The organism is Gallibacter sp. Marseille-QA0791 (genome assembly GCF_965119705.1).
Taxonomy (GTDB): Bacteria; Bacillota; Clostridia; order Peptostreptococcales; family Anaerovoracaceae; genus Lentihominibacter; species Lentihominibacter excrementipullorum.
On the sequence record NZ_CBCPMH010000001.1, the window covers coordinates 104,184 to 120,236 of the forward strand.

17 protein-coding genes are annotated in these 16,053 nt (G+C 50.8%); all 17 read left to right on the forward strand.

Going from position 1 to position 16,053, the window contains the following annotated elements; translation table 11 throughout:
- Positions 1-29 precede the first annotated feature (29 nt).
- The 17 genes from ACQY69_RS00515 to cooS all read left to right on the forward strand — a co-directional run bounded on the left by ACQY69_RS00515 (position 30) and on the right by cooS (position 16,044).
- Positions 30-1,508: an aldehyde dehydrogenase family protein gene (locus ACQY69_RS00515; protein ID WP_428257709.1), complete on the forward strand. Its 1,479-nt coding sequence runs from the start codon at positions 30-32 to the stop codon at positions 1,506-1,508.
- Positions 1,509-1,551: 43 nt separating this feature from the next.
- The gene (cutC, locus tag ACQY69_RS00520; protein WP_428257711.1) at positions 1,552-4,155 is read left to right on the forward strand and encodes a choline trimethylamine-lyase; all 2,604 of its coding nucleotides are present in this window, start codon (positions 1,552-1,554) and stop codon (positions 4,153-4,155) included.
- A gap of 38 nt (positions 4,156-4,193) precedes the next feature.
- Positions 4,194-5,138, forward strand: a complete 945-nt coding sequence (cutD, locus tag ACQY69_RS00525; protein ID WP_428257713.1) for a choline TMA-lyase-activating enzyme — start codon at positions 4,194-4,196, stop codon at positions 5,136-5,138.
- A gap of 28 nt (positions 5,139-5,166) precedes the next feature.
- Positions 5,167-5,520, forward strand: coding sequence for an ethanolamine utilization microcompartment protein EutS (gene eutS, locus ACQY69_RS00530; RefSeq protein ID WP_428257715.1), 354 nt, complete (start codon positions 5,167-5,169; stop codon positions 5,518-5,520).
- The gene (locus tag ACQY69_RS00535) at positions 5,517-5,975 is read left to right on the forward strand and encodes a EutP/PduV family microcompartment system protein (protein WP_428257717.1); all 459 of its coding nucleotides are present in this window, start codon (positions 5,517-5,519) and stop codon (positions 5,973-5,975) included. The genes eutS and ACQY69_RS00535 overlap by 4 nt, the downstream gene beginning before the upstream one ends.
- Positions 5,972-6,634 (forward strand): cobalamin adenosyltransferase, encoded by a 663-nt coding sequence (locus ACQY69_RS00540; RefSeq protein WP_428257718.1) that lies wholly within the window; start codon positions 5,972-5,974, stop codon positions 6,632-6,634. Before ACQY69_RS00535 ends, ACQY69_RS00540 begins: the two co-directional genes overlap by 4 nt.
- Positions 6,616-7,458 carry an ethanolamine utilization protein EutJ gene (gene eutJ / locus ACQY69_RS00545; protein ID WP_428257720.1) on the forward strand — a complete coding sequence of 281 codons (843 nt, stop codon included), beginning with the start codon at positions 6,616-6,618 and terminating at the stop codon, positions 7,456-7,458. Before ACQY69_RS00540 ends, eutJ begins: the two co-directional genes overlap by 19 nt.
- Before the next feature lie 19 nt (positions 7,459-7,477).
- Positions 7,478-7,780: a BMC domain-containing protein gene (locus tag ACQY69_RS00550; protein ID WP_428257722.1), complete on the forward strand. Its 303-nt coding sequence runs from the start codon at positions 7,478-7,480 to the stop codon at positions 7,778-7,780.
- Positions 7,777-8,043 (forward strand): EutN/CcmL family microcompartment protein, encoded by a 267-nt coding sequence (locus ACQY69_RS00555; protein ID WP_428257724.1) that lies wholly within the window; start codon positions 7,777-7,779, stop codon positions 8,041-8,043. Before ACQY69_RS00550 ends, ACQY69_RS00555 begins: the two co-directional genes overlap by 4 nt.
- A 15-nt stretch (positions 8,044-8,058) precedes the next feature.
- Positions 8,059-9,387, forward strand: coding sequence for a 4Fe-4S dicluster domain-containing protein (locus ACQY69_RS00560; RefSeq protein ID WP_428257726.1), 1,329 nt, complete (start codon positions 8,059-8,061; stop codon positions 9,385-9,387).
- Position 9,388: 1 nt separating this feature from the next.
- Positions 9,389-9,937: a BMC domain-containing protein gene (locus ACQY69_RS00565; protein WP_428257728.1), complete on the forward strand. Its 549-nt coding sequence runs from the start codon at positions 9,389-9,391 to the stop codon at positions 9,935-9,937.
- A gap of 66 nt (positions 9,938-10,003) precedes the next feature.
- Positions 10,004-10,663, forward strand: coding sequence for a cupin domain-containing protein (locus tag ACQY69_RS00570; protein WP_428257730.1), 660 nt, complete (start codon positions 10,004-10,006; stop codon positions 10,661-10,663).
- 18 nt (positions 10,664-10,681) lie between these two features.
- Positions 10,682-11,311, forward strand: coding sequence for a BMC domain-containing protein (locus tag ACQY69_RS00575; protein WP_428257732.1), 630 nt, complete (start codon positions 10,682-10,684; stop codon positions 11,309-11,311).
- 50 nt (positions 11,312-11,361) lie between these two features.
- Positions 11,362-13,074 carry an acetaldehyde dehydrogenase (acetylating) gene (locus ACQY69_RS00580; protein WP_428257733.1) on the forward strand — a complete coding sequence of 571 codons (1,713 nt, stop codon included), beginning with the start codon at positions 11,362-11,364 and terminating at the stop codon, positions 13,072-13,074.
- 3 nt (positions 13,075-13,077) lie between these two features.
- Positions 13,078-13,728 carry a phosphate propanoyltransferase gene (locus ACQY69_RS00585; protein WP_428257735.1) on the forward strand — a complete coding sequence of 217 codons (651 nt, stop codon included), beginning with the start codon at positions 13,078-13,080 and terminating at the stop codon, positions 13,726-13,728.
- A gap of 54 nt (positions 13,729-13,782) precedes the next feature.
- Entirely contained in the window at positions 13,783-14,061 is a 279-nt protein-coding gene (gene eutM, locus ACQY69_RS00590) for an ethanolamine utilization microcompartment protein EutM (RefSeq protein ID WP_428257737.1), read from the forward strand.
- A 108-nt stretch (positions 14,062-14,169) separates the two neighbouring features.
- The gene (cooS, locus tag ACQY69_RS00595; protein ID WP_428257738.1) at positions 14,170-16,044 is read left to right on the forward strand and encodes an anaerobic carbon-monoxide dehydrogenase catalytic subunit; all 1,875 of its coding nucleotides are present in this window, start codon (positions 14,170-14,172) and stop codon (positions 16,042-16,044) included.
- Positions 16,045-16,053 lie beyond the last annotated feature (9 nt).

Genomic DNA, 16,053 nt, shown 5'->3' on the forward strand with positions numbered 1-16,053 from the left:
TTGACAGAAACAGAAAGGGAGAGAGGCAAATGAAGGTTAACATCATAGATAATGATTTGCTATCGATCCAGGAAGCCCGTATTCTGGCCGAGAACGCCTATGAAGCTCACAGGAAACTGGTCGAGTTCCCGCAGGAAAAGCTGGATGAGATCATGGAGTGTATGGCGAAGGAAGTATCGCGTCACACCAGAGAGCTGGCCATGATGTCGGTGGAAGAGACGGATTACGGCAGGTGGCAGGATAAGTACATAAAGAACAGATTCGCGTGCGAGTATTTGCCGGCGCATATCAGAGACATGAAATGCGTTGGCGTGATAAACATAGATCATGAGAGACAGATCGTGGATGTAGGAGTCCCGATGGGTGTTTTAGTAAGCCTTTGCCCTGCGACAAGTCCTGTGTCTACGACCGTGTATTCGGCGCTCATTGCGATAAAGTCGGGGAATTCCATCGTGTTTTCTCCGCACCCGAGAGCCTACAACACTATCTGCAGGGTACTGGATATCATGATCGAAGCAGCCGAAGGATGCGGCCTGCCTGAAGGCGTGTTGTCGTATCTTCCTACAGTGACTAAGGCCGGGACCAGAGAACTGATGAATCATCAGGCAACAGCCATGATACTCAATACAGGAGTTCCCGGTATGCTGGAGGACGCCTACCGTTCCGGGAAACCGGTGATATACGGAGGGACGGGAAACGGACCGGCATTCATAGAGAGGACGGCCGATATACGCCAGGCAGTGAGGGATATCATAGCCAGCAAGACCTTTGATAACGGAGTAGTTTCAGCGGCAGAGCAGTCGGTGGTAGTGGACAGCTGCATCGACGGCGAAGTGAGAAGGGAATTTGAAGCCAATGGGGCATACTTCATGACGGAGGAAGAAGCTGACAGACTTGGAAAGCTGTTTTACTTCAAGGATGGCAGCGCAAATCCGGAAATGGCGGGCAAAACAGCCAAAGATCTGGCGAAATGGGCTAAGATATCAGTTCCGGAAAATACAAGGCTGCTTATCGCAGAGCAGAAGTATGTATCGGAAAATAATCCTTATTCAAAGGAAAAGCTGTGTCCGGTGCTTTCGTACTTCATAGAAGACGACTGGATGCATGCCTGTGAAAAGTGTATCGAGCTACTGCTTTCCGAAAGACATGGACATACTCTGGTGATACATTCCAACGACAGGGATGTGATACATCAGTTCGCCATAAAGAAGCCTGTAGGCAGGATGCTGGTCAATACGCCGGCTGTCTACGGCAGCATGGGAGCTACCACTAATCTGTTCCCGGCTATGACGCTGGGAAGCGGCTCTGCCGGCAAGGGGATCACGTCCGACAACGTATCTCCGATGAACCTTATCTATATAAGGAAGGTCGGATACGGAGTGAGGAAGATCGAAGATCTGGGGATGGGCGTCCCGGAAAGTGTCGCAGCAGGGGAATGCAAATGCGATGACGATGGACTGCTCAGGCTTCAGAGGCTCCTGGAAGAAGCGTTGGCAAGCATAAAGTAAGTTATACAACTGTGTGATAAATTAAGAAAGTGAGGTAAAGGAGTTGGATATTCGAGAATTTTCAAATAAGATCGCAGAAGCGACGAAGAATATGTCTGATGAAGAACGCAACTCGCTGATGAAGATGTTCGAAACGGTTGCGGACGATATTTCCTCGGTAGTACCTCCTCATCAGCAGGAGCAGTCATCTGCGACAGGATGCGGAGATCGCCCTAAGTATTATTCATCCATCGCCGCGGCGACTACGGAGGTGGATGAGGATGGAGTTCCTCTGGGACCTACCGAGAGACTGGTGAAGCTGAAGGAGAACTTCCTGAAGCAGGTTCCGTCCATCACCACCTACAGAGCAAGGGCGGTAACGAAGATCACAAAGGAAAACCCGGGAATGCCGAAGATCGAGCTGAGAGCCAAGTGCTTCAGATACTGCTGTGAAACGGCGCCTCTCGTAATCCAGGATCACGAGCTGATCGTAGGTGCGCCTAATGGAGCTCCAAGAGCGGGAGCATTTTCTCCTGATATCGCGTGGAGATGGATGGTAGACGAGATCGATACTATCGGCAATCGTCCGCAGGACCCGTTCTACATTTCCGAAGAGGACAAGAGGATCATGCGTGAAGAGCTGTTCCCATTCTGGGAAGGCAAATCCGTTGACGAATACTGCGAGAGCCAGTATCGTGAAGCAGGCGTATGGGAGCTTTCGGGAGAGTCTTTCGTTTCCGACTGTTCATATCATGCTGTCAACGGAGGAGGAGACTCTAACCCTGGATATGACGTTATCCTGATGAAGAAGGGTATGCTGGACATCCAGCAGGAAGCAAGAGACCACCTGGCTCAGCTTGATTATGAAAACCCTGAAGATCTGGATAAGATTTACTTCTACAAGTCGGTTATCGATACGACTGAAGGCGTTATGATCTATGCGAGACGTATGTCGCAGTACGCTGCCGAGCTGGCGGCAAAGGAAACTGATTCGAAGAGAAAGGAAGAACTGCTGAAGATCTCTGAGGTAAACGCCAAGGTTCCTGCTCACAAGCCGGAGACTTTCTGGGAAGCTATACAGGCTGTATGGACTATAGAGTCGCTGCTGCCGGTAGAAGAAAATCAGACAGGAATGTCCATAGGCCGTGTGGACCAGTACATGTATCCGTACTACAAGGCTGACATCGATTCCGGACGTATGGATAATTTCCTGGCTTTCGAGCTGGCCGGATGTATGCTGGTGAAGATGTCCGAGATGATGTGGATCACAAGTGAAGGCGGTTCAAAGTTCTTCGCAGGTTATCAGCCGTTCGTAAACATGTGCGTAGGCGGACTGACCAGAGACGGGAGAGACGCTACCAACGAACTTACTTATCTGTTGATGGATGCAGTAAGACACGTTAAGATCTATCAGCCGTCACTGGCATGCAGGATCAATAACAAGTCGCCTCAGAAGTATATGAAGAAGATCGTTGACGTAGTTCGTTCGGGAATGGGATTCCCTGCGTGTCACTTCGATGATACTCATATAAAGATGATGCTGGCAAAAGGCGTTTCCATCGAGGACGCAAGAGATTACTGTCTGATGGGATGCGTTGAGCCGCAGAAGGCAGGAAGACTGTATCAGTGGACATCCACGTCCTATACTCAGTGGCCGATCTGTATAGAGCTGGTTCTCAACCACGGAGTACCTCTCTGGTACGGTAAGCAGGTAACTCCTGACTTGGGAGACCTGGATCAGTACACGACCTTCGAACAGTTCGATGCGGCTGTGAAGGAGCAGATCAAGTACGTAACCAAGTGGACGGCGGTGGCAACTGTTATTTCGCAGCGAGTTCACAGAGATCTGGCACCGAAGCCGCTGATGTCCATCATGTACGAAGGATGTATGGAACACGGTAAGGACGTATCGGCCGGCGGAGCTATGTACAACTTTGGTCCGGGCGTAGTATGGTCCGGGCTGGCTACATACGCTGACGCTATGGCAGCCATCAAGAAACTGGTATTCGACGATAAGAAATACACACTGAAGCAGCTGAATGAAGGACTGAAGGCTGATTTCGTAGGATATGAGCAGATGCAGGCCGATTGTCTGGCAGCACCTAAGTATGGTAACGATGACGACTATGTAGACCTTATCGCTGCTGATCTTATCAATTTTACGGAGATGGAGCACAGGAAGTACAAGACGCTCTATTCTGTATTGAGTCATGGTACGCTTTCCATTTCCAACAATACTCCGTTTGGTCAGATGACAGGAGCTTCCGCAGGAGGACGAAAAGCGTGGACACCGTTATCAGACGGTATCAGCCCGACTCAGGGTGCGGACGTCAACGGACCTACGGCGATCATCAAGTCGGTAGCCAAGTTGTCCAATGACAATATGAATATAGGTATGGTGCACAACTTCAAGCTGATGGCAGGACTTCTGGATACGCCGGAAGGAGAGAACGGCATAATCACGCTGCTGCGTACAGCCTGTGCTTTTGGAAACGGAGAGATGCAGTTCAACTACATGGACAACAATACGCTTCTTGAAGCTCAGAAGCATCCTGAGCAGTACAAGGATCTGGTAGTCCGAGTAGCTGGCTACAGCGCGTTCTTTACAGAACTGTGCAAGGACGTACAGGATGAGATCATAAGCAGAACGATGCTTACCAAGTTTTAACGGAGACTGATCGATTTTCGGACGGGAGACGAGACGGAATGAACGATAGGAATTTATTGGAAAGAAAAGCGTTCATATTTAACAAGCAGAAATACAACATGTATGACGGGCCAGGTGTCAGGACACTGATATTTTTCAAGGGCTGTCCTCTTCGCTGCAAGTGGTGCTCCAACCCGGAGGGACTTGAGAAGAAGTACCAGATCATGTTAAAGCCGACCATATGTGTCAGCTGCGGATCGTGTGTTCCCGTTTGTCCGCAGAAGATACACAGCATCTCCTCAGATGGCGTTCATCTGATAGACAGAAATGTGAATTGTATCGGATGCGGAGCGTGTGTCGAAGCGTGCATACCTGACGCATTGAAGGTGGCAGGCCAGCAGGAGTCGATTTCCTCACTGATGGAATATATAGAGCAGGACAGAGCTTTTTACGAGCAGTCCGGCGGCGGCGTTACTCTGGGGGGCGGTGAAGTGACCGCCCAGCCGGAGGCGGCCATAAACCTGCTGATGGCGTGCAAACAGGACGGCTTCCATACGGCTATCGAAACGTGCGGCTATGTGAAAAAAGACGTACTGATGCGATTTGCCGAGTTTGTGGATCTGTTCCTTTTCGACCTGAAACATATAGATCCGGATCGCCATTTCCAGCTGACTGGAGTAAGGAACGAGATCATTCTGGAAAACCTGGAGGAGCTGCTGCTTAAGCGACAGCATGTGAAGGTGAGGATGCCGATGCTGAAGGGTATCAACGACAGCAGGGAAGAGATCCGCGGAGTGATCGAATTCCTGGAGCCATTCAAGGAGTTCAAAAACTTTGAAGGTATAGACCTGCTGCCGTATCACAAGCTGGGGGTCAATAAATATTTGCAGTTGGGAATGGAATATCCGATAGAAGGCGATCCGAGCTTGTCGGATGAAGATCTGGACAGGATAGAAGGCTGGTTGAAGGAATACGATTTTCCGGTTTCTGTAATCAAACACTAGGCGCAAGGCAGAGAGGTGATGGATTGATATGGGCATAATGAATGAAAAGACCATGGATAGGATCATACAGGAATCCGTGCCGGGCAAGCAGGTGACCATAGCTCATGTGATCGCGTCTCCGATGTTCGATATATATGAACGTCTGGGTATAGATGACAAGGGCGCCATAGGGATATTGACGCTGTCACCCTATGAAACGGCCATCATAGCGGCCGATATCGCTACTAAGACCGCCGATGTGGAAATAGGTTTTCTCGATAGATTCACCGGTTCGGTAGTCATATCGGGAGATGTGCAGAGCGTGGAAACGGCTCTGAAGGCAGTGACCGATACCCTGTGCAACTTGTTGGACTTTACGACAGTGCCGATCACGAGAACATGAAGAGAAAAAGGATCATGGTCATAGGGCCGAGAGGATGTGGGAAGACGACACTGGTCAATTCCCTCAATGACTACGACGGCCCGTTAAAGAGAACGCAGGATACCATTTACGGTAAAAACACGATAGATGTCCCCAGCGCTTATATAGAGAACGCATGGATGTATAAACACATGATAGCGTTGTCCCAGGATGCGTGGTGCATGCTTTTGATGGTGGACCAATCCAGGACGGACGAAGTGTATTCTCACGGGTTTGCCAAAGCATTCCAATGTCCGGTCATAGGAGTCATAAGCAAAAGTGATATGGCTCCGGAAAACAGACCGGTGTGCGAGAGGCAGCTGGAGACTATAGGTGTAGACAGACCGTATTTCGATGTCTGTGTGCCCGAAGGGAAAGGGATTGGAGAGTTGAAACGTTATTTATTGGAATTGAGAGGAAGGGAAGGGCTCAAATGAAGTTCATAACAGAAGAAGATTTAAGAGACCTTTACAGAAAACAGCCCTTTACGAATTACGATCTGCAGGAGGGGGAGCGGCTCACTCCCGGAGCGAGACAATTTCTGGTGGACAGAGGTATCGATATGTATGATATAGGTGAACCGAAGGCCGGCAGGAACGTCGAAAGCTCCGGCAGAACAGGAAGCGGCGGCGGCTGTGGACGGAACGTCAGGAAGCTGCGCTGTCGGTTGGGCTCTCTGCGGGCGCTTTTCCTTCTTACCGCCAAGGACCTGTTGAAGGATGACGTGTGCGCCTCTCAGCAACTGATGCACCTTTACAGGCAGCTGGAAGGACTGAAGAATGCGCCGGAAGGCATCTGTGAGGCCGGTGATATGAAATGCGAGGCATGTTCCGGTATCAATGAAGAAAATTTCTCTCAGTCATTGGGAGAATGCTTCGAGATCACCGAGTTCCACATGCAGATGGATAACGGCAGAGTCATATTGCTGCTTGACAGGCTGAGAAGCGAGACTGAGATACTGGCCATCGAGGCGGAGGAGCTGACTGGCAGCGAAAGCGGAAGGCAGCTGGAAGCAAAACTGAACCAGATCATCAACATTCTTTCGCAGATGATATGTAAAGCTATGGGAGGTAAGGAATGTCAGAGAAAAGGTTAACGTTCGAGTATTGTGACAACATGGTGGCCGATTTCGAGAAAGTGATAGACAATCCCATACGTGAGAAATCATCAGTGTATTACACGGGAGTGGATCTGGGGACGGCCTGCGTCGTGGTAGCTGTCCTCGATGAGAACAAGAGACCTGTTGCAGGCGCGTACAGATACGCGGATGTGGTGCGTGATGGAATGGTCGTGGATTACATAGGAGCTGTTCAGATAGTGAGAGAGCTGAAGGAAAAAGTCGAAGAGGATCTTGACACAGAGCTCATTTATGCGGCCGGAGCCATACCGCCGGGAACAGACCTTCTCGATTCGGGAGCTGTAAAAAATGTTATCCAGGGAGCGGGCTTTGAATGTACTAATCTGCTGGACGAATCCACGGCAGCTAATCTGGTGCTCAGGATGAAGAACGGCGCCGTAGTCGACATAGGCGGCGGCACGACCGGCATCTCCATATTCAAAGACGGAGAGGTAGTGTATATAGCTGACGAACCTACAGGAGGGACGCATTTCTCTCTCGTAGTGGCGGGAGCTTACGGGAAACCTTTCGACGAAGCGGAGCTTTTCAAGAGAGATGAGACCAATCACAAAGAGCTGAGGCCGGTGCTGCAGCCGGTGATAGACAAGGTGTCATCTATCATAACAAATCACGTTTCCGGATATCCGGTGGAGGAGATCTCTCTGGTAGGAGGGACCTGTTGCTTTACGGGAATAGAGGAGATGATAGAAAAGCGTACCGGGATATACACCCATAAGCCTAAAAATCCGATGTTCGTGACACCGCTTGGGATAGCGCTGAGCTGCAGGCAGGAAGAGATGTAGAGAGAAAGGAGGTACCGATATGGAGATCAGGATAATAAAATCACCGTCCCAGGGGACGATAGACATTCTGATGAGGAGAAAAGGTTCTCCCCATTCGGAAACGCCTCCCGTCATCGACGCCATCGGCCTGGTACAGGGAAGGATGATAGAGATGGTCGTCGCGGCAGACATAGCGGAAAAGGCTGTAGGGGTAACGGTAGAAGATATTAGAGGGAGCTGCCCTCAGAACATGATCCTGCTGGCGATATTCGGCGACACGGCTTCGGTGGAGTCGGCGCTGGCACAGATAAAGCAGGAAGCGGAAGGAGGCAGATACCTGTGATAACAGCAAAACTGATAGACCATATATGGTCCACGAGAAAGGCTGAATCTCTCAACGGTCTCAAGCTGATGCAGGCTGAGATAATAGGGGGAGGGATAGATTCAGGAAAAAAGATCATTGTCGCCGATATCATAAGCGCCGGCATAGGTGACAGAGTTATCGTAACGACAGGATCTTCTGCCAGGCGTATGCTGGGAGACGATATGATACCAGTGGACGCGGTTGTCGTGGGAATCATAGATGAAAACTGTAAATTCGAATAGAGAGAGGTGGGGATAATGAATCTTTTAGATCAGATAAAAGACGCCGGCATTATCGGTATGGGCGGAGCAGGCTTTCCCACTCATGCCAAACTCACATCAGAGGCGGAATACATACTGTTGAACGGAGCTGAGTGCGAACCGCTGCTCAGGGTAGACCAGCAGTTGATGGCTATTTATCCCGACGAGATCATCAAAGGACTGGTGGAAGCAGGGAGGCTTGTAAAGGCAAAAAAAGCTATCATCGGCATAAAGAAGAAGCACGGAGAAGTGATAGAGCTGCTGCAGAGCAGGATAGACGCGCTGGGGCTTTCTCAACAGGCAGAGGTGAAGCTGCTGCCCGATATATATCCGGCGGGAGACGAGCAGGTGCTGGTGTATCAGCTGACGGGAAGGATCGTTCCGGAAACGGGCATCCCTATAATGGTAGGATGTGTCGTGATAAATTCGGAGACGGCTCTCAACATATACCGGGCTTCTCAGGGGCTTCCTGCCACGGAAAAATATATCACGGTGGCGGGAGATGTTCCTAACAGGCTGACGGTCAGAGTCCCGGTGGGGACACCGGTAAAAGACGTCCTCAGGCTGAGCGGTATAGATGATTTCAGCGATTACGCGGTTATCGGCGGAGGACCTATGATGGGGCCTGTACTGGCGGATATCGACGGGTTCGTAACGAAAAAGGATAAAGGCTTCGTCATCCTTAAAAAGGATCATTTCCTGATAAGGAAGAAGACCGTGACAAAGGAACAGGCAAGGCGTGTCAACAGGGCTACCTGCGAACAGTGCAGGATGTGTACCGATATGTGTCCAAGATATCTGTTAGGACATAACATGCAGCCTCACAAGATGATGAGGATAATGAATTATTCCATCGATGATACGGAGGCCATGAAGACAGCGCAGCTGTGCTGTCAGTGCAATATGTGCGAATTGTTCGCATGTCCTGCCGGACTCCATCCTAAGATGGCCAACCTCTACTTCAAGGATATACTGGCGGAGCAGAAGGTGAAATACAAGCCTGAGAAGACGGAATTCACCGCCAGGGCAGTCAGAGAGTATCGACTGGTACCGAGCAAGAGATTGATAGCCAGACTGGGACTGAGAGATTTTGACCTCCCGGCACCTATGACGGATGTGAAGCTGGAGCCTGACATGATACGCGTTTCGACGCGTCAGCATGTGGGAGCACCGGCTCAGCCGACAGTATCGGCGGGTCAGCAAGTACAGGCCGGACAGATGATAGGTACCATACCTGAAGGGAGCCTGGGGGCCTGCATACACTCCAGTATCGACGGTATGGTTTCGGAGGTCACTGAGGATTACATTGAAATAAGGAGGAGCTAGGATGGAAAAAGCGATAGGAATGGTCGAGTTCAACAGTATCGCCAGAGGCATATATGCAGCTGACCAGATGGTAAAGATATCCGAGGTGGAAATCGTTACGGCCTCCAGCACATGTCCGGGCAAGTATATCGCCATTGTTCACGGAGACGTGGCGGCTGTCGAGGATTCCGTCCGAATCGGAGAGCGTGTCGCGGAAGAGTTCTTCGTGGACTCCATCGTGATACCTAACGTAGATCCGGGCGTGTTTCCGGCCATAACCGGGGCGACGATGCCGAGCGAGATACAGGCTGTGGGCATCATGGAGTCCTTTTCACTGGCGACGATGATAATCTGTGCCGACCAGATACTGAAAGCGGCTGAGATAGAGCCTATAGAGCTTAGGCTGGGGAACGGACTGGGCGGTAAGGCATATTTCACATATACGGGAGATGTGGCTTCGGTAAAATCCGGAACGGATGCCGGAGAGGCCATCGCGAAGGAAAAGGGCCTTCTGGTAAATTCAGAGGTGATACCATCACCTTCGGAACTGATAGTACCATCCCTTTTGTAGGGTGTGTATTACCATAGATCATCAATTATTACTCAAGCAGTGCGATAGATGAAAGGATGTGGACACATGAAAAGACTGATTTGTGCAAAGGATGTCGAAGCTTTGGCACAGCAGAGTCAGAAAGTGATGTACATCGATGCGGACACACTGATAACGCCATCTGCACGTGACGCGGCAAGCGCGGCGGGAATAGAATTCCGCACCGGAGATCCTCAGGGTGAGTGCTGCGCCACAGAGACATCACAGGGGACTCACGCCTGCCAGCCTGCGGCAAACGGAGGCATAGACAGCGAAGTGATTTATAACGCGCTCAAGAAACTGATGGATAAGGGGATGCTGGGAAGCGTGATGAGCTCCATAGGCCAGGATGTCCCTTATGTATCGGAAGGCGACGGAAGCGGCATGCTGAAGCTGGTGAGAAGCAGCACCGCCAAGTGGGAGCCTCTCGACACGGGAAATCCTGCTGATAAAGTATTCTATAATGAGCTGATAGGAGCAGACGACGGCTCAGCCATGAACGCAGGGTTCATGACTATCGAAAAATGTAATTTCCCATGGGACGTCGCCTGTCAGGAAATCTACTATGTAGTTGAAGGGACATTGACGGTGGAAAAGGACGGAAGGGTATTTACGGCCAATCCGGGAGATTGCCTGTTCTTCCAGAACGGAGCAAAGCTCACCTTCGGGTCGCCTGACTACGTAAAGGTGTTCTACGCTACTCATTAATAATAAGGAGGTCAGTAAATGGAAGCATTGGGAATGATAGAGACTTATGGTCTCGTGCCTTCGATAGAGGCTGCCGACGCTATGCTGAAGGCTGCTGAGGTAAGGCTTCTGGAGAGAACTTTCGTCAAGGGCGGTCTCGTCACCATCACTGTCACGGGAGACGTGGCAGCCGTAAAGGCTTCGGTAGACGCGGGAGCGGCGGCAGCAGCCAGGCTGGGCGAACATTGTCTCGTGACACAGCACGTGATACCTAGACCGCATGTCGAGGTAGGTCAGACCATCGTCAATCCAATACCTCTTTCGGAACTGAGAGAGAAGGAAGAAGAATCTTCGGATGACGATGAGGAGGAGGGCCCCAAACGAGGCATAACGGAAGAAGCAAAGACAGAAGATATACAGGAAGATGAAGAAGCGCTGAATGCTGTAGCGGAAGCCGATCCGCTTTCAAAGGAAGAAGTGGACGCATTGGTGGAAGCTTACGGTGTGGAGAAGACCATGGACGCGTTGAAAAAATGCAGAGTGGTAAGGCTGAGAAATCTGGCAAGAGGCTATGATGATTTCGGAATAGCCGGAAGAGAGATATCGAAAGCCAATAAGACCATGCTGCTGGAGGGCTTTGAAAAGCACTACAGCGGCAGCGCTCAATAGAGGAGATAGTGATATTCCGCGAATAATTACAGAAAAGGAGGTGCCACAGTATGCAGAATATCGATTATGATTTGCGATCTGTCCAGGAAGCGAGAGATCTGGCCAGGCTGGGTCAAATAGCTACCGAGAAGATAGCAGGATATAATGAAGAGCAGATCGACAAAATCATACGAAACATGGTACGCGTTGCTGAAGAAAACGCCGTTTCACTGGCCCAGATGGCAGTGGAGGAAACGGGCTTCGGCAAAGTGGCAGACAAGACTTACAAGAACCATATGGCTTCGACTATGTTGTACGACGCCATCAAGGACATGAAGACTATCGGGATAATAAGCGAAGACCCGGTGGCCAGGACGATGGACGTAGCAGATCCTGTCGGACTTCTGATGGGTATCGTTCCATCTACTAATCCGACATCGACAGCCATATTCAAGGCTATCGTCGCTGTGAAGGCGAGGAACGCAATCGTATTTTCGCCGCATCCATCGGCAGCGAAATGCACTCTCAGAGCAGCTGAATTGATGCGTGACGCGGCTGTTGCGGCAGGAGCTCCGGAGAACATCATTGGATGCATGTCCATGCCTTCCATGCCGGCTACCGATGAGCTGATGCACTCCAAAGAAGTGAAAATGATCATCGCTACCGGAGGCCCGGGAATGGTCAAGGCTGCTTACAGCGCCGGGAAGCCGGCTTTGGGAGTAGGTGCCGGAAATTCGCCGGCGTATATCGAGAGGACGGCCAATATACAGCAGGCCGTTACCAACATAATAGCGAGCAAGACCTTTGATTATGGAACCATATGCGCGTCTGAGCAGTCGATTATCTGTGAGGAGTGCAACAAGGATGCCGTAATAGCAGAGATGAAGAAGCAGGGCGCTTATTTCATGTCACCTGAAGAAACGGATAAAGTATGCAAGCTGCTTTTCAAGAATGGTCACGCCATGAACGCCAAGTTCGTGGGAAGATCACCGCTGAGGATAGCCAGCGCTGCCGGATTTTCTGTTCCGGAGAACACGACAGTCCTGGTGGGGCCGCAGGGCGGTGTAGGAGAAGGATACCCGCTCTCATATGAAAAGCTTACCAGTGTGCTGGCCTTCTATGTGGTGAAGGATTGGCATGAAGCATGTGAGCTGAGCATAGAGCTCTTGCAGAACGGTATAGGACACACCATGAGTCTCCATACGGAGAACAAGAATATAGTACTGGAGTTCACCAGAAAACCTGCTTCCAGGATACTGGTAAATACGGGAAGCAGCATGGGAGGCACAGGTGCCAGCACAGGACTTCTTCCGTCTTTCACACTGGGATGCGGTACATGGGGAGGAAGCTCCATTTCGGAAAACCTGAGTCCTCTTCATCTGGTAAATGTCAAGAAGGTGGCTTACGGTATCAAGAACTGCTCGACGCTGGCGGCAGATGACGTTACATTCAATCATCCTGAGCTGAATAACATGGCTGCTCAGGTACCGGGGACGACAGCCAATGTCGCTCCTGCTCCATGCGCCGCCGCATCGTGCAATGCTGCGGCACCAACACCTGCTCAGACTGTATCATCGCCAGCCAACAGCGGCTCTATGTCAGCCTATCTGTCACCGGCCGACTATCAGAATCAGAACCAGAACAACAGCGGTATTTCATACGGAGTAGGCTGCAACAGCTGCAGCAGCAATGCGCAGGCTCCTGTTGCCAGCGATCAGCCGATAGATACCAATCAGCTCAACGATATGATAGAAGCGCTGGTAAAGGCGATGAGGGGAGAATAGGATATGGCAAGCAAAGAGTACGAAGCTGTCCTGAGGCTGCTGCTGGAAGCAGTGCAGACTGTAAACGACAGCAGGACCAAATCAACGGATGAAGTCCCGGTGGGTATTTCGAACCGCCATGTACATCTTTCGCAGGCTGATCTGGACACGTTGTTCGGTCAGGGCTATAAGCTGACACCGATAAAGGATTTGTCGCAGCCAGGGCAGTTCGCGTGTAAGGAAACGGTCACCATAGTCGGCCCGAAGGGAGCTATAGAAAAGGTAAGAGTCCTGGGCCCTGTCAGAGGAAAGTCACAGATAGAGATACTGGCAGGCGACGGATTCAAACTGGGAATAAAGGCTCCGGCCAAGCTGTCCGGAGATCTGACCGGGACGCCGGGGATCACTATAGTCGGCCCGAAAGGTGCTGTCCAGACAGCAGAAGGCGTGATCGTGGCTCAGAGGCACATACATATGACACCTCGAGACGCGGAGAACTATGGAGTGCACGATGGTCAGATAGTCAAGATCAGCGTGGAAGGACCAAGAGGCGGAGTCTACGGGAACGTAGTCATAAGAGCGACGGACACGTCAGCTCTCGAGTGTCACATAGACACTGAAGAAGCCAACGCTATGGGCGTTGATTCATCGACGATCGTTAAGATCATAAAATAAAATCAATAAGTTACATTTTTGAGAAATCAATTTTATATCAGGGAGGAAATCAAAATGACTAAGAACGAAGCATTGGGAATGATCGAAACTAAAGGTCTGGTAGGTTCAATCGAGGCTGCGGATGCTATGGTAAAGGCTGCCAACGTATATCTTATCGGTAAGGAATTCGTAGGTGGCGGACTGGTAACAGTAATGGTAAGAGGCGATGTAGGTGCTGTAAAGGCCGCTACTGACGCTGGTGCTGCTGCCGCTCAGAGAGTAGGCGAACTGCTGTCGGTACACGTTATTCCACGTCCTCATGCAGAGGTAGAAGATATACTTCCGCAGAAATAAGCTTATCGCTTACGAGACAGATTACCGGGAGGTGGATATATGGAATATCCACCTCCCGCTATATCATGAGAACAGGATGGTATGAGGGTTTATCGGAGGATTGGTAAAATGAACGGAAAACAGAAGATCTGCAACGATGCGGATATGAGTTTGAAGAATTACATAGAATGTCTTGATTGCAATACGTCGCATCATAGGATGGTAAACCAGGAAAATAAATGCGGCTACGGGCTGGAGGGAGTTTGCTGCAGATTGTGTTCCAATGGACCATGCAGGCTTTCGCCGGCAAGGCCTAAAGGCGTCTGCGGTGCGGATGCGGACACGATAGCGGCGAGAAATTTCTTGCGGCAGGTAGCCGCAGGCTCCGGATGCTATATCCATGTAGTGGAAAACGCGGCTATGGAGCTGGCGGAGATAGCGGCGAAAAGAGCGCCTATCAGGGGTGAAAAAGCGCTGGATCGCCTTGCGCGTGCACTTGGGATCGACGATTACAGCAATTGGGGAAAGGCAGGGAAAATCGCTGAGATGGTGCTGAAAGATCTCAGGAGACCAGTCGGAGAAAAAATGGAGCTTATCGAACGGATAGGATATCCTAAGAGGGTCGAAGTATGGAAGGATCTTGGCATAATTCCGGGCGGAGCGAAGGATGAGGTCTTTAACGCTGTTGTAAAGACGTCGACTAACCTCAATTCAGATCCGGTCAACATGCTTCTCCATTGTCTCAGACTGGGGATATCCACAGGAATTTATGGACTGGTTCTCACCAATATGCTGAATGATATAATTATGGGAGAAGCTGAAATAGGCTTTGATCCGGTAGGACTCAGGATCATAGACCCGGATTATATCAACATCATGACAACAGGGCATCAGCATGCTTTCTTCAGAGATCTGGAGGAGTATCTGGTGAGCCCTGAGGCGATGAAGGCGGCAGAACAGGCAGGCGCTAAAGGCTTCAGGATAGTCGGATGTACATGTGTAGGCCAGGATTTCCAGCTTCGTAAGGCAGCAGGCACAGGAGTCTTCTGCGGTCATGCGGGAAATAACTACACCAGTGAAGCGGTACTGATGACCGGATGCGTAGATCTCGTCGTCAGTGAATTCAACTGTACTCTTCCGGGGATAGAGCCGATCTGCGATGAGTTGAAAATACCACAGATCTGCCTGGACGACGTAGCGAAGAAGGCTAATGCCGAATATGTGAAATACAGCTACAGGGAGAGGAGAAATATCAGTGAAAGAATTGCCGGTGCTGCCGTGAATGCGTACAGCGCGAGAAAATCGGGGCGAAACAATCCGATGAGGGATCACGGGTACCCTGATGCTATAACGGGCGTGACCGAGATGACATTGAAGGATTTCCTGGGAGGCAGTTTCGGTCCATTGATAGAGTTGATAAAGCAGGGGAAAATCAAGGGTATTGCGGGAGTCGTGGGCTGTTCTAACCTGAGAGCCAAGGGACACGATGTATTTACTGTGGAGCTGGCAAAGGAGCTGATAGCCAGGGATATAATAGTACTGTCTGCCGGCTGCACTTGCGGAGGTCTTGAAAACTGTGGCCTCATGAGTCCGTCGGCGTCAGAGCTGGCAGGACCGGGGCTGAAAGAGGTCTGTCAGAGTCTTGGTATACCTCCTGTGCTGAATTTCGGCCCATGTCTGGCCATAGGCCGTATGGAGGCAGTAGCGGGAGAGATCGCTGCTGAGCTGGGGATAGATATACCTCAGCTGCCGGTGGTGATATCAGCACCTCAGTGGCTTGAGGAGCAGGCGTTGGCGGATGGAGCTTTCGCCCTTTCTCTGGGATTCACGCTCCATCTGGGGCTTCCTCCATTCGTTACAGGAAGTCCTGTGATCCTGGACGTCCTTACAGAGCAGATGAAAGGTCTTACTGGCGGACAACTGATAGTGGATACCGATATAAGGTCGACGGCTGACCGACTGGAAGCGGTGATAACGGATAAGCGCGCCGACCTGGGACTGTAGAAAGGCGGG

Bases quoted from the DNA above. Each gene is read 5' to 3' on its own strand.
- ACQY69_RS00515 (WP_428257709.1), top strand. From the start codon at position 30: ATGAAGGTTAACATCATAGATAATGATTTGCTATCGATCCAGGAAGCC.
- cutD (WP_428257713.1), top strand. From the start codon at position 4,194: ATGAACGATAGGAATTTATTGGAAAGAAAAGCGTTCATATTTAACAAG.
- eutS (WP_428257715.1), top strand. From the start codon at position 5,167: ATGGGCATAATGAATGAAAAGACCATGGATAGGATCATACAGGAATCC.
- ACQY69_RS00535 (WP_428257717.1), top strand. From the start codon at position 5,517: ATGAAGAGAAAAAGGATCATGGTCATAGGGCCGAGAGGATGTGGGAAG.
- ACQY69_RS00540 (WP_428257718.1), top strand. From the start codon at position 5,972: ATGAAGTTCATAACAGAAGAAGATTTAAGAGACCTTTACAGAAAACAG.
- eutJ (WP_428257720.1), top strand. From the start codon at position 6,616: ATGTCAGAGAAAAGGTTAACGTTCGAGTATTGTGACAACATGGTGGCC.
- ACQY69_RS00550 (WP_428257722.1), top strand. From the start codon at position 7,478: ATGGAGATCAGGATAATAAAATCACCGTCCCAGGGGACGATAGACATT.
- ACQY69_RS00560 (WP_428257726.1), top strand. From the start codon at position 8,059: ATGAATCTTTTAGATCAGATAAAAGACGCCGGCATTATCGGTATGGGC.
- ACQY69_RS00565 (WP_428257728.1), top strand. From the start codon at position 9,389: ATGGAAAAAGCGATAGGAATGGTCGAGTTCAACAGTATCGCCAGAGGC.
- ACQY69_RS00570 (WP_428257730.1), top strand. From the start codon at position 10,004: ATGAAAAGACTGATTTGTGCAAAGGATGTCGAAGCTTTGGCACAGCAG.
- ACQY69_RS00575 (WP_428257732.1), top strand. From the start codon at position 10,682: ATGGAAGCATTGGGAATGATAGAGACTTATGGTCTCGTGCCTTCGATA.
- ACQY69_RS00580 (WP_428257733.1), top strand. From the start codon at position 11,362: ATGCAGAATATCGATTATGATTTGCGATCTGTCCAGGAAGCGAGAGAT.
- ACQY69_RS00585 (WP_428257735.1), top strand. From the start codon at position 13,078: ATGGCAAGCAAAGAGTACGAAGCTGTCCTGAGGCTGCTGCTGGAAGCA.
- eutM (WP_428257737.1), top strand. From the start codon at position 13,783: ATGACTAAGAACGAAGCATTGGGAATGATCGAAACTAAAGGTCTGGTA.
- cooS (WP_428257738.1), top strand. From the start codon at position 14,170: ATGAACGGAAAACAGAAGATCTGCAACGATGCGGATATGAGTTTGAAG.